This is a genomic window from Methanosarcina sp. Kolksee (assembly GCF_000969945.1).
GTDB classification, from domain to species: domain Archaea; phylum Halobacteriota; class Methanosarcinia; order Methanosarcinales; family Methanosarcinaceae; genus Methanosarcina; species Methanosarcina vacuolata.
In genome coordinates this window covers 1,672,537-1,686,448 of sequence record NZ_CP009524.1, presented here as the reverse complement: position 1 = coordinate 1,686,448, position 13,912 = coordinate 1,672,537, and the positions used below count along the sequence as shown (strand labels likewise).

At 42.0% G+C, this 13,912-nt stretch carries 9 protein-coding genes, 1 tRNA gene and 1 rRNA gene; 6 read left to right on the top strand and 5 right to left on the bottom strand.

Annotation, left to right across the window (positions count from 1 at the left end; all coding sequences use genetic code 11):
* Positions 1–90: 90 nt before the first annotated feature.
* Both MSKOL_RS06945 and MSKOL_RS06940 read right to left on the bottom strand, forming a co-directional pair.
* Positions 91–163, bottom strand: a tRNA-Ala gene (locus tag MSKOL_RS06945).
* Between the two features lie 85 nt (positions 164–248).
* A 16S ribosomal RNA gene (locus MSKOL_RS06940) occupies positions 249–1,726 on the bottom strand.
* 1,237 nt (positions 1,727–2,963) lie between these two features.
* Between MSKOL_RS06940 and mtaC the strand changes: the two genes are divergently transcribed.
* Both mtaC and mtaB read left to right on the top strand, forming a co-directional pair.
* Complete coding sequence (gene mtaC / locus MSKOL_RS06935; protein WP_197078850.1) at positions 2,964–3,746, top strand: methanol--corrinoid protein MtaC; 783 nt, start codon at positions 2,964–2,966, stop codon at positions 3,744–3,746.
* A gap of 12 nt (positions 3,747–3,758) precedes the next feature.
* A complete protein-coding gene (mtaB, locus tag MSKOL_RS06930; RefSeq protein WP_048154694.1) occupies positions 3,759–5,144 on the top strand; it encodes a methanol--corrinoid protein co-methyltransferase MtaB in 1,386 nt (461 codons plus the stop codon).
* Positions 5,145–5,608: 464 nt separating this feature from the next.
* Here mtaB and mtaA read toward each other — a convergent pair whose 3' ends face one another.
* Positions 5,609–6,628, bottom strand: coding sequence for a methylcobamide:CoM methyltransferase MtaA (gene mtaA / locus MSKOL_RS06925; RefSeq protein ID WP_048154692.1), 1,020 nt, complete (start codon positions 6,626–6,628; stop codon positions 5,609–5,611).
* An 816-nt stretch (positions 6,629–7,444) separates the two neighbouring features.
* Between mtaA and glgP the strand changes: the two genes are divergently transcribed.
* From glgP to MSKOL_RS06910, 4 genes are all read left to right on the top strand, one after another.
* On the top strand, positions 7,445–9,121 hold the full coding sequence (gene glgP / locus MSKOL_RS06920) for an alpha-glucan family phosphorylase (RefSeq protein ID WP_048154691.1): 1,677 nt from the start codon (positions 7,445–7,447) through the stop codon (positions 9,119–9,121).
* Between the two features lie 68 nt (positions 9,122–9,189).
* Positions 9,190–9,330 (top strand): hypothetical protein, encoded by a 141-nt coding sequence (locus MSKOL_RS19905; protein WP_156150987.1) that lies wholly within the window; start codon positions 9,190–9,192, stop codon positions 9,328–9,330.
* Between the two features lie 538 nt (positions 9,331–9,868).
* On the top strand, positions 9,869–11,209 hold the full coding sequence (locus tag MSKOL_RS06915; RefSeq protein WP_048154689.1) for a DHH family phosphoesterase: 1,341 nt from the start codon (positions 9,869–9,871) through the stop codon (positions 11,207–11,209).
* A 21-nt stretch (positions 11,210–11,230) separates the two neighbouring features.
* The gene (locus MSKOL_RS06910) at positions 11,231–11,497 is read left to right on the top strand and encodes a KEOPS complex subunit Pcc1 (protein WP_231592518.1); all 267 of its coding nucleotides are present in this window, start codon (positions 11,231–11,233) and stop codon (positions 11,495–11,497) included.
* 503 nt (positions 11,498–12,000) lie between these two features.
* Here the strand turns inward: MSKOL_RS06910 and engB are convergent.
* Positions 12,001–12,630: a GTP-binding protein EngB gene (gene engB, locus MSKOL_RS06905; protein WP_048154686.1), complete on the bottom strand. Its 630-nt coding sequence runs from the start codon at positions 12,628–12,630 to the stop codon at positions 12,001–12,003.
* 226 nt (positions 12,631–12,856) lie between these two features.
* A complete protein-coding gene (locus MSKOL_RS06900; RefSeq protein ID WP_048154685.1) occupies positions 12,857–13,834 on the bottom strand; it encodes a DHHA1 domain-containing protein in 978 nt (325 codons plus the stop codon).
* Positions 13,835–13,912: the final 78 nt, after the last annotated feature.

Genomic DNA, 13,912 nt, shown 5'->3' with positions numbered 1-13,912 from the left:
ATACAGCACCTATACATGACTTCATGTACCTGCGTGTCAACGCAGGCAATCCGTCCTTCCCCGAAAATTTACTTTCCGGGTGCACAAAAATGGACTTGCTGGGATTCGAACCCAGGGCCTCTGCCTTGCAAAGGCAGCGATCTTCCATCTGATCTACAAGCCCTAGAGAGACTAGAGATCCACAGCGGATCTCAGGGGTGAGGATTTTGTTCGGTTTATCGGCATCTGGGCAGTGGGTTTTTTTGCTTAGGAGGTGATCCAGCCGCAGATTCCCCTACGGCTACCTTGTTACGACTTAACCCCCCTTGCAAAGCACAGGTTCGAACACGACACAGAGTTCGTGCCCTCACCCATACCTCACTCGGGTGGTTTGACGGGCGGTGTGTGCAAGGAGCAGGGACGTATTCACCGCGCTATATTGAAACGCGATTACTACGGATTCCAGCTTCACGAGGGCGAGTTACAGCCCTCGATCCGAACTAAGGATGGGTTTGTGAGATTACCAGCCCTTTTCAGGGGAGGGGCCCATTGTCCCATTCATTGTAGCCCGCGTGTAGCCCGGGAAATTCGGGGCATACTGACCTACCGTAGCCCGCACCTTCCTCCGATTTAACACCGGCGGTCCCCACAGAGTACCCATCATCCCGGAGGACATGCTGGTAACAGTGGGCACGGGTCTCGCTCGTTGCCTGACTTAACAGGATGCTTCACAGTACGAACTGGCGACGGCCATGCACCTCCTCTCAGCGATTCAGGCAAGGTCTTCAGCCTGGCCTACATATTGCTGTCGTCCCCGGTGAGTTGTCCGGCGTTGAGTCCAATTAAACCGCAGGCTCCACCCGTTGTTGTGCTCCCCCGCCAATTCCTTTAAGTTTCAGCCTTGCGGCCGTACTTCCCAGGTGGCTCGCTTCACGGCTTCCCTGCGGCACCAGACACGGTCGCGCCATGCCTGACACCTAGCGAGCATCGTTTACGGCTGGGACTACCCGGGTATCTAATCCGGTTCGTGCCCCCAGCTTTCGTCCCTCACCGTCGAACCCGTTCTGGTAAGACGCCTTCGCCACAGGTGGTCCCACAGGGATTACAAGATTTCACTCCTACCCCTGTAGTACCTCTTACCTCTCCCGGTTCCAAGTCTGGCAGTATCCCCCGAAAGCCTAACAGTTGAGCTGTCAGATTTCCCGGAGGACTGACCAAACCGGCTACGGACCCTTTAGACCCAATAATCACGATCACCACTCGGGCCGCCGGTGTTACCGCGGCGGCTGGCACCGGTCTTGCCCGGCCCTTGCTAACAGGTGTATTTTACACACCTGGACAGCCAGCATATGATGCTAGCACTCGGTGTCCCCTTATCACGGTTTCCCGCATTGTAAAGTTTTCGCGCCTGCTGCGCCCCGTAGGGCCTGGATTCATGTCTCAGAATCCATCTCCGGGCTCTTGCTCTCACAACCCGTACCCGTTGTAGGCTAGTAGGTACATTACACCCACTACTACCTGATAGGCCGCAGACCCATCCTTGGGCAGACGAATCCATTTTACGCATAAAGCATTCCAGCATATGTGCGTTATCCGGAATTATCCCCAGTTTCCCGGGGTTATGCCGGACCCAAGGGCAGGTTATCCACGTGTTACTGAGCAGTACGCCATGTTCACGAAGAACATATGACTCGCATGGCTTAGGCGAACACCGATAGCAGTAACCTCTGGCAGGATCAACCAGAATTGTTAATGTATCGCACACTTCAAAATAAAGGTCTTGGTCGCAGAAACTTGCACTAACAACTATCAATTCAGTTATTTCAGTTTCGCGATGATATGTTATGAAAACTCTCACCGCCCAGAATTAACCGAACCGACAAAATCCTCGTCAGTCAGGAAACAACTCCTGACTCCATTAAAAGATGAAAGAGATTTGTGATTTGTATCTACGCAATCAGTTTGCGCAGGGTCATATACAAGGTATTTCTTGTATATAAAGCTTTGTGTTATTCACCTCGACACAATCGCTTGTGTGAGGGATGTATACAAGACATTTCTTGTATATAAAGCTTTACTCTCAGGCAATTTTTTACTCTGAGATCCGTAGCAAAATGAAAAATTTGCTTGAATCTATAGAGATACTGCCATTATAACCTTACATTATAGTAAGAGAGTCGAATGCTCACAATTTTGCCTTTTGTGAGGGATATATAGAAGGAATTTTTCCTATATAAAGGTTTTGTTTGAATAATTTTTGACCATAGATTTTTCCGCAAAAAATGATTTTTGCAAAAATCTATAGATTTAAGGATTACTGACCTTCTTAGATCAGGGATCCTCTAAATGCATTACTGATATATATATCTTTCGAGAAAATGCTTTCAGACAAACTAAACTAAAGGCTGAAAGATATATTTTTTCCAAAAGAGATTAAGTTAAGAAAGAAAAGATAAGATAAAATATAGTTATTATTAAAGTGCAGGATTTTATTTTGAAAGTTATTGACTGCTTTTCATTACAAATTATTTTCTGAAAATTAACTTAACCTGCCAAAAAATTAAGAGCCACATACTGTTATAAAAACTCTTTTAGTATTAACAATTGTACAGATTTTCAAACTATATCTGATTTAAAAGAAAATTCATAAAAACTGGACATTAAGAGTAACAAGGCCCCTCAATAAAGAAAATTACAGCCTGAAGTTCAGTATTAGAACCTTAAACTTGCTCAGTGAGTTTTATATATATAGGATTCCAATTAAATTAAGAGGAGTTAGGAGTCCCTTTAAGAAATTGGGAAGAATTTGGGATTTTATACCTGTTTGGATCTCGCGTAGTTGTATCTGTGAAAAAAAGGAGAATGTTAAATACCAAAATAAGATCAAGATATAAGATCAAGATCAATCTCAGGAGAAGTTTGGTTTTTAACCCGATTTTTACCCCTGTAAATACTCAGGGATTATTTGCTCCTCAAATGCCAAAATGGAGGTTAGACATTTGATAGATATAGATCCCAGTGGCATTCTGGTTCGTTACAACGTAAAAATGGAAAAGGAAATGACACCAGAAGAGGCTGCAGAAGAACTTTACCCAAAGGATTCAATGATTTATCCGATTGCAAAGGCCATCTTTGAAGGCGAAGAGGATGATGTTGTTGAGGGGTTGGAAAAGGCTATCAGTTCCGGAAAAGACCCGATCTCCCTTATTAATGACGCATTGATGGTTGGAATGGGAGTAGTCTCTAGGCTTTATGATGAGGGAGTTATTTTCCTGCCAAACGTCATGATGTCTGCTGATGCCATGTTGGAAGGTATCGAATACGTTAAGCAGAAAGCAGGAAAATCACCTGAAACCAAAGGAAAAATCGTTTGTCACGTTGCAGAAGGTGACGTGCACGATATCGGAAAGAACATTGTGGCCGCACTACTGAGAGCAGCCGGCTATGATGTAGTGGATCTTGGAAGAGATGTCCCTGTGGACGAAGTAATAGCTGCCGTGGAGAAAGAAAAGCCCCTCATGCTTACAGGTACAGCCCTCATGACAACGACTATGTATGCATTCAAGGAAGTTAATGACAAACTTCTGGAGAAAGGCTACAGGATTCCATTCGCATGCGGCGGTGGTGCTGTCAACCAGGACTTCGTGTCAGAGTATGAGCTTGGCGTGTACGGTGAGGAAGCAGCCGATGCCGCGAAAATAGCCGATTTCATCAAGGCAAATGGAGACAACATTGTGAAACTGAGGGAGAAATTCCATAGACACTGAGGAGATGGAGTAATGGCAGTAACAAGATGTACTAAAATGGCTTATGCAAGCGCAGATGACATGGTTTTCGGAAAAGCTGTCACGCCAGTTAAAACAGGGCTGGGACTTGAAATCGGTGCCGGTTACACAACTCCCGAAGTAAACTATGCCCCAAGACCTGAAGCAGGAGCATCCAAAGAAAAGCTCATAAAGGAATACGAAAGGATCACTACCGACATTATGGCAAGGATGGTTCAAATCGGAGCTCCAGCTGTCGTGCTTGAAACCGAACATGTTCAGCAGATGTCCAATCACCCTGATTGGGGAGCAGCCGTTGCACACGCCCAGAAAACTATCATGGAAGATTACCATGATGAATACGGCATAAAGTGCGCACTCCGCCACACCATTGGTGACATCCGCGAGACCAGAGACTTCCTCGCTCTCAGAGGAGACAAGTACAGCGTCTTTATGGAGGCATTCGAACAGTGTGCCCAGAACGGTGCTGATATGCTTGCAGTAGAGTCAATGGGTGGAAAAGAAGTATTTGACTATGCAATCCTCAGGAACGACATGGCCGGAGTACTTTACGGCATAGGTGTTCTCGGCAGCATAGATATGGAAATGATCTGGCAAGACATTGCATCAGTTGCAAAAAAGAATAATGTAATAGCATCAGGTGACACAGACTGTGCCCAGGCAAACACTGCGATGTTCATTGCAGGCGGGCTGCTGGACAAGAACCTCGCCCACACACTTGCAATCATTGCAAGGACTATTTCTGCCGCAAGATCTCTCGTTGCTTATGAAGCCGGCGCAGTCGGCCCTGGAAAGGACTGTGGTTACGAGAATACCATTGTAAAAGCCATTGCAGGTGTCCCGATAGCTCAGGAAGGTAAGACTTCAACCTGTGCTCACTCCGACCTGATGGGTAACATTGTCATGCAGTGCTGCGACCTCTGGTCCAATGAATCTGTTGAGTATCACGGCGAATTCGGCGGTACCACAGTTCAGTGTTGGGGAGAAACCTTAGCTTATGACTGTGCCCTAATGAATGTTGCTCTTGATTCAGGTAATGAAAAAATACTCAGGGACATGTTCGTAGCTTCGGATATATACAGAGACGCACAGGGCTATGTACTCGCATACCCGAACGCCTACAGAGTAGGACAGGCAATTGCAAAAGACGGAAATGATATTTACCTCCGTGCCAAGAACGCCGCTATCGAATGCATTAATATTGTCGAAGAAGGAGCAAGGGGTAAACTCGAGCTCTCCAGATTCGAAGCTAAAGCCCTTGCAGACGCAAAGGCCGCTTTCGAGGCCCTTACCGACGACAAAGAAAAGTTCATGAGTGACTGCCTTACAAAGTATAAACAGGAAGTCAAAGTATTCAAGCCGGAGAACTACGACCTCTAATAAGGCAATTCTCCTTTTTCCTTTTTTAAAATCCCGAGTGTAGTTTTCTGGTTTTCTTGATAAATTTAGAGTGTAGTTTTTTGGTTTCCTGATATATTTATATAGAAATATTTAGTACTGGCCGACTCATTTAGCACTGAAGGTTTTTCTGTTAAGCAGCAACAGTTGAGTGAACACTATATAGTTGTGATTGTACAAATTAACACTTAATTTACTCAAGATCTACAATTATGAAGGACACGAAAAAACCGGTCAAAACAATTACAATAAGAATATATAATCAAGAAAAAGACTGCTTGAGAGAAAGAAGTGAACGAGATCCCGTCCTCCCTGGATGGGATACGAGCAGCACATATAACATATTAAAAAATTGAAAATGACAATAAAAAATGTTAATAAAAATTAGTGAAAAATTCGTAAAAAAATAATAGAAAAATTAGTTAAATTCGTTTTTCTGTGAGTATTCAAGCGTAGTATTCGTCTCTTGCCTCGACCATCGCTTTAATGTGGGAAAGCGGAGTCATAGGTGCAATTCCGCAGCCAGGCGCCAGTACATCTACACCTTCGGAAATCGCTTTTTTCGATTCTTCTTTTATCTTATCGACAGGACCAGGAAGCAGAACAAAAGGACTTGAGATATTTCCTACGAGCCTTGCTCTATCCCCAAGCACTTCCTTAGCCTTCTTAATACTGCCAACTTTTTCTTCAACGCTCAAACCTTCGAAACCGCAATCTGCCATATAGTTAAGGATAGGGGACACACTTCCACATATATGCAGTACCGTAACAGAATTTACGTTTGAGGAAAACTTCTGCAACCTTGACTGGAGATCATTTTTAAAAGATTCTGGACTCAGCAGGTCAGGAGATGCTACAGGATCGGCGACGGAGATGATGTCTGCTCCTGCAACAACCATTGAATTTGCATACGCTATTGTGGCATCAGTTGCGAAATCCAGTACCTGATGTAACAGATCAGGCTTTTTAATAGACCATTTCATAAAGGACTTTACACTCGCCAGATCGGAAGCAAGAGTAATAGGTCCTTCCATTCCTCCTATAATAGGTACATCTGGCCCTACTTTTTCCCTTATAAGTTTGATTGAATCAAGTACAGCCCTGATTCTTCCCATATCAAGCAGGTTCTCAGGCATTTCCATGCCTTCAAGGTCTTTGGTATAAGGATGTGCCGTAACTGAAGGCTGCCTGTTTTTGGTTCCCATATTAACCTCACAGCCCATAGCTTCGGCAAGCACAGTCAGGCAATATGGAACTCTTACAGCTTCAAGCCCGCTTAATTCATAGTTTGCAATCGCAAGCTTCGCCATTTTTTCAGGATCAGAATGAGCCTCCGGCCAGGGAGCCCCAACTTCATCCATTAATTCAACGATTCCTGTCTGGGTTACAGAACAGACCGGTACTTTGTCAACTTCTTTTCCTTCAAGCGCGTTTAAAAGTCTCTCCTTAAGTGTCATCTCACTCATAATTATCTCCCCATGTTAAGTTTCAATTTGTAAGCTTTTAATCTTTTGAATTTTCTACGACATTCTCGTATGCTACTGATCTTTCAGATATAACTTATAGTCATCTAACCCTTTGAGGCATATCAAAATTCTTAGAGTTTCCGTCAAAGGCAAGTAATCACCTTCGGAAACTTAAATCCCCATGCCCAGATTAGCTGATTCCCAGATTAGCTGGTATGATCTGAGCCGGTTTCCCGGATTGCCTCTTCCTGTTTCATTCTTTTCTCCTGAGAGAAGAAGTCCGCAGGTTTTTGTCCCACTATCCGTAGGAAAAACGTGTTTGGTTATGAAATAATTTTGCTTATCAAATATTATTTGAAAGTTGGATTTGTTTCATATTTAGTTACAATATTTAGTTACAATATATAGTTACAATATTTAGTTACAAATATAGAAATCCGGATAAAACAAGATCGTTAGCCATCGCCATTAAAATTCAACTTACAGATTTTTTTAAATGAATTTTCATTGATTATTGGCAATTGATTGCACTTTTTCGTTGTCTACCAGTCAGTTATTAAACTCTTTGTTTTCATCAAAATCGATATCAATTAACTTTGATGATAGGCTTAATAGTTATGTTTAAATAATATAAAACAAATTTTACAAAAATTTTGATATATTGTTAAGTGTTAAAAGCGTTTTCATTTATTTGTTGACATTATTCAAAGAAAATTGTGTTTATTTTCAAAAATGTATATTTAATGTTTTAAAATGTGATGATTTTTAATATAAAAAACAAGTTATAATTTAAAAAAAAATAAAGGACTTGATGATATGGAGAATCTTCACGGAGTACTGGAGAGACAAAATATTGCTTATTTTTCAATGGAGATAGGTCTTCGTAGTGAAATTTCGACCTATGCAGGGGGATTAGGGGGTCTTGCAGGTGATGTTATCCGCTCAGCCGCGGATCTGAATATCCCACTGGTAGCAGTAACACTGGTAAGCAATAAAGGCTATTTTAGACAGATTCTTGATCCTGAAGGAAATCAAACAGAACATGCTGATGAGTGGGATCCTTCGCGTTTTATGACTCTTTGCGAAGAAGAGGTAAAAGTAAAAATTCAGAATAGAGACGTTAAACTCAGAGCCTGGACTTATACTTACAAGAGCCATATAGAAGGCTGCGTGCCGATAATTTTTCTAGATACAAATGTTGAAGGAAATGAATCGGAAGACCGCAAGATTACGGATTTTCTATATGGAGGCGATCAACGCTATAGACTCAAGCAGGAGATAGTACTCGGAATCGGGGGAGTACGAATGCTTAATGCTCTTGGGTTCAAAGTCAGAAAGTACCATATGAATGAAGGGCATTCAAGCTTACTTGCTCTAGAACTTTTGAAGCAAAACAGCTTAGACCCGACTAAAGTAAAGGAACTTTGTATCTTTACTACCCATACTCCAGTGGAAGCAGGGCATGATAAATTTAATTATGGGCTTGTAGGAGATCTAATCCAGGATAAAAACGATGTTGAGATTCTTCGCAAGTATGGAGGGCAAAACTACTTTGATACAAGCATTTTTGCTATGAACTTGTCGAACTATATCAATGGCGTTACAAAAAGACACAGCCAGATCTCAAGTGCACTTTACCCTGGCTACAAAATTCATGCCATTACAAATGGTGTTCATTCCTATACATGGACTTCCCCTTATTTCAGGAAGCTTTATGATCGCTATCTTCCGGATTGGGAGAATGAACCCGAACTTCTGATAAGAGTCGGAGAAATTCCAGACACTGAACTCTGGGAAGCACATTGGAATGCAAAAAGAAATCTGATCGACGAGGTGAACAAAAAAACAGGTATAGGTATGGATTATGATACTCTTACAATAGGCTTTTCACGGCGTATGACATCATATAAGCGTCCAACTTTAATTCTTTCTGATCTTGAGATGCTCAGGAATATAAATAAAAGAGGCAAAATTCAGCTTATTTTTGCAGGTAAAGCTCATCCTAATGATGAAGCCGGAAAACAAATTATAAGGGATATTTATAAAGTGATGAAAACACTTCGTGACGAAATAAAAATTGCATTTCTGGAAAATTACAATATGGATCTTGCTGCAAAAATGGTTTCTGGAGTTGATGTCTGGCTTAATACTCCTAACTGTCCCTACGAAGCATCAGGTACAAGTGGCATGAAAGCTGCCCATAACGGAGTAGTGAATCTTAGCGTGCTTGATGGCTGGTGGATTGAGGGATGGATTGAAGATGTAACAGGTTGGTCTATTGGGCCCAAACCAGATGAAAAAATTTCTATAGAAGAAACAAGACTTGCTGAGCTCAAAGATCTCTATTACAAACTCTACTACATCGTCGTCCCTATGTACTACGAACAACAAGACGAATGGTTCAAGCTAATCAATAATTCAATAGGTATGATAGCATCTTATTTTAACAGTCATAGGATGATGAGGTATTATGTCACAGAAGCTTATCTTTAAAAATATTAAAAAGATAACTGGGCTCAATTCAGAAGAAACTTAAACTGACTAATAATAATACTGTAATATTGATCAACGCTGCATTTATAGGAGATCCAGGAACGGCATTCAATCTGAATAATGTCTGCTTCGATGTAGATTTCTGGATAGAAATCGCCGATTTTTTGGCCGGTACTGATGCAGTAGTGATCCTTGATGAAAGACAGTAAATTGATGAAAGAAAATGATAGAGTCGTAAAAGTAACTGATGGTTATCTATCGAAAAAATTTCAGCGCAAAATTGGCTCTTCGTTGTTTTGTGGGGGGTTGAAAATAATCATACAGTTACAAAGTAATAGGTCAAAAAGAGAAACATCAAGCTGGAATGTGATTTCCAACCGTAAATGTTTCTAAATTTTATATATGTTACTTTAGCATTTAAGAGATGGCATTTAAGAGATAGGTGTAAGTTACTCACTAGAAACAGCGAAGAGCCAAATTGGCTCTCTGGTTTCTACAAGTTTTACAGTAGTGTGCAATTTTTTCAAAACGAACCTATGTCCTTACAAAGAACTCTGAAAACAAAGATTATGCACAAATTTAACTAAAATTTGGATATGTTGTCCGAAAACTCTTCAGTTATTGAATGTACAAAGTTTTATACTATCAAGCCTGTATAGACTGGTATCCTTTATGAACTAGTAACATATCTTAATTAATTTTCTAATAATCATTTGACTTTATTACTGAATTTTTGAGTGATGGATTTTGAGCGAGCTTGAGAATCTGATAAATCTTGCAAAAAATGCAGCCGAAAAAATCCGGAAATACAGATTTGTGCGCGTAGTCTCACATAATGATGCTGATGGGCTGACCTCAGCCGGGATAATGGCACAGGCTCTGCTGCGGGCAGGCATTTGTTTCCAGCTTTCGATAGCTGGAAGGCTGGATGAAGCTGTTATTGAAGACGTGAACAAGAGCATCTCCAGGAATGACCTTGTCATTTTTTGCGATATGGGCAGCGGGCAACCTGAACTTATTGAGAAGGTGGAAGCTGATGTTATAGTGCTTGACCACCACCAGCCTGTAGGGCAATCTCCAGCAAAAGCCGTTGTAAATGCCCATCTGGTTGGAATCGACGGAGCAACTGATATCTCAGCTTCTGGCACCTGCTATCTTGTAGCCAGAGAACTGGCAGCCGATAACGTTGACCTTGCAGGGCTGGCCCTTGCAGGTGCAATTGGAGATAAGCAACTTTTTCACACGGCCAATGCCTTCATCCTGGAGGAAGCCTTAAAAGCAGGGGTCGTTTCTATTCGGAAGGGACTCAAAGTAGGAGATGGAGACCTTGTAGACGTGCTCGCATACAGTACTGAACCTTTTCTGGATATAACCGGTTACCCTGAGAAAGTTACAGAATTTTTGAACCAGCTCGGGCTTTCAGGAAAGATTGAAAACCTGTCTGAAGAGGAAATCTCAAGGCTTGCCAATGCTGTCGCCCTGAAACTTGTCAGGCAGGCAAGCCCGGAAGCTATTGAGGCTGTTATAGGAGAAGTTTTGCTTCTGAATCGGGAGCTTGTAAGAAACGTTTACGATTTTATCTCCATCCTTGACACATGCGGAAAGCAGAAAATCTACGGGCTGGCTATTTCTCTTTGCCTGAAAGACCAGGAGAGTATTAATGAAGCCATCTCTTTAAATAAAGAGCATAAGAAGAAACTTACACTGAACGCCAGAGAAAACGTAGAAAAAATTAGCAAAGGGGAGAATCTCTGGTATGTTGTTACTGCTGATGCCATTTCTACCGGGAACCTTGCAAGCACGGTCGTCCGTTACCTTCACCCCGAACTTCCTTTTATTTGCATAAATGAATCCGAAGGAATCCTGAAAGTCTCGGCAAGAGGAACCCGTGAACTTGTCTCAAAGGGCCTTGACCTTGCTTTTGCCCTTAGAGAAGCTGCAGGTGCAGTTGGTGGAAGAGGAGGCGGGCACAGTGTAGCTTCCGGGGCTTCAATCCCTCTTGGAAGTGTAGAGGAGTTCCTTAGCATTGCAGACCGAATAATAGGTGACCAGCTCCAGAAGACCGTAGCAAAAAATCAAAAAAGATAAAGATAATAAGATGGAAAAGCGATGGGAGTGCTTATGAAAATTACAGGTACAATTGAATTTCCGGATCCTGAATCAAGAAAATCCGCTGCGAGAATTCTGCAAGCTCTTTCTCCGGATAACCTTAGAAGCATGGAAAGTGAAATCAGTAATGATAAAGTTGCTGTCCATTTTCACTCTGAAAAAATAGGCTCTCTTCTTGCAACGGTTGATGATTTTCTCATGAATGTTAAAATTGGAGAAGGAATCGAAGAAACTATGAAAAAAGGGGATAAAGTCCAGGAAAGCTAATTTACTTACAAATTTTGTTTCTTTTCTTTTCTTTTCTTTTCTTTCCTTTTCTTTCTTTTCCTTTATTCTCTTTCCTTTATTCTCTTTCCTTTTCTACACACCTTTTTCTCTTTTACCTCACATTTCGACCCCCTTCTCAAAAATACGGTGATTTTTGCAACAACTGAATAAACTACTTGAATCAGCTGTGGGCACATGCTCAACAAAATCAATGATTTTGGCTTGAATCCCACAATTTGTTGTATCCTGAAATGATTTCGCAGATTCAAAACTATTTGGAAGTTAATATACGATACAACAGCAAGCGACTCAAAAAATTAAACTTGATTAAATTACAATTCCATTTTGATACTATAGAATAATCACGTAAAATGAACCAAATTCGAAGTTGAATTAAAATGGTGAGTCATTTATACGCGAGATATAACTGTAATAAAAGAAATTTAAACAGAGAAATTTAAACAGCGAAATAATTTTGGGATAAAATAATGAGTTTTTTCAAATCAAACATACTTGAACAGGTCATCCCTTTTCATTTCGTGCAGCCTTTCCCGAAGCAGACCTTTTAAAGCTTTCAGGTCTCCTTTTTTGGCGCTGATAGGAGCTATTATATGCCTCCAGTTCTGCCAGGGAGGTTCAAGCCCGAGTCGAATTGCAATCTCGTCAAGAAGAGAATCATAATCGCTTTCTTTTACCTTATCCATCTTGTTTGCAGCAATAATGGTGTCAATCCCGACTTCCCTGAGGAAATCAAACATTTCAATGTCTATCGGAATCTGGTCCTTTGAGTCCCAGCGGTCTACTATCTGCGGGAAAGACGGGCTGTCTATTACAAGCACTCCGAGCTTGATCCTTTCGGCATTTTCTTCGATATAGTGCACGGTTTTGTCTTTAACGATGTCTTGCTTTCGGTCTTTTACTCCACTCATGAAGCCGAAGCCAGGCATATCCGTGATAAGCAGGTCCGAGACATGGACATGTGCAGGGCGTAAGGTAACCCCGGGGCGTTTTCCAACCCTTACTTTCGCTCCGAAGAGTTCCCTTAGCAACGAGGATTTACCCACGTTTGAACGGCCTACAAAGATTATCTCAAAGCTTACTCCGCTTTCAGCTGCAGTCTTACTGGTTTCCATTGTTTTTTACCTCCAAGCCTTTTTCAAAAAAGACCTGAACAAAAATGTCGTTCTCGGCGTGATCAACCGGCGCAACGGTTGTGACACAACCCTTTTCAAAATAGGGTTGATCGAAAATCCCATGCCGCGGCGTGATAAACCGGTTAGACGATTGCGAATCAATTGTTTTGGTCAACCGATGACCGGTTTTTATCCATGTTCCGGTTTTTATCCATGTTCCGATTCTTTACCTATGTGCTTCCCCTAGTTCCTTATCAAAAGCCCTGAGGAATGCGTTAAGGGAATCTTCGGGAATTTGAGCGCCTGCCGCAAGTGGATGTCCACCGCCGCTTCCTCCGAATCTTGGTGCGACTGAACGGAGAATATTGTTTACGTCTACCTCTCCCCTGGATCGGATACTAAGGTCATAAGCTACCTTTCTTTCACGGTATTCGGCTGCAATCCCGACTTCCCGCCTGCCGTAAGAGGCTGCGTATATCGCTGCCTTTGAAATGGAGTTATTTGTATTTACAATATACGCGCTGTTTCTCAGGACTTCCACATTATATTTAACAAAAAGCCTTAATTTCTCCTCGTTAATTGCTGCTTCTCTGGCAAGCTTAAGCAGTTCTGGAATATTTGAAGGGATTATGTCCTTTGAGAGGGGCTCAAGAAGTTTTCTCTTGAATTCGTAATCCCTTCCTTTATATAGGATGGCCTGGGTCAGGGTTCCAGCCTGGAAATAAAGATTCCTTTTATCCCAATCTTTGACCCAGTTCTTTAAACATGGAGTGTTGTCGCAGAAATCCCCAATCGCTCCGTAGATTGCTACCCTCCGCATATCCCTGTCCAGGCGGTCCTCAAAGACCCTGTAGGTCAACTCTGAGGAACAGGCTTCGATATCATGGTAGAACCAGCTCTCTTTTTCACAGCTTTTAGGGAGAGGATGGTGGTCAATATAGTAAAGGTCGGACGTCTCCGCAAATTCTCGGAGTGCTGTGTGAAGTTCAGAACAGTTCCTTTCATCGATTGCAATATCGCAAATAATAAGGGTTTTCACATCTTGTATAAGCCTTAATTTTTCAAGAAGGTTGGCCGGGTTTGTAAAATATACATACGCATCCGGATAAGCGGTTTTTGCAATCGCACCTGAGCATATCCCATCCGAATCTCCGTGAGTAAGGACTAGAGTTTTCGCTTTGATCCGGTTCTCGAGTTCTTTCATGTTTTGCTTCCTTTTTCTCGAAAAAATATTTATTTTTTCTAATATCGATACCTCTTCTAACAGCAGTGTTGAGTTTTT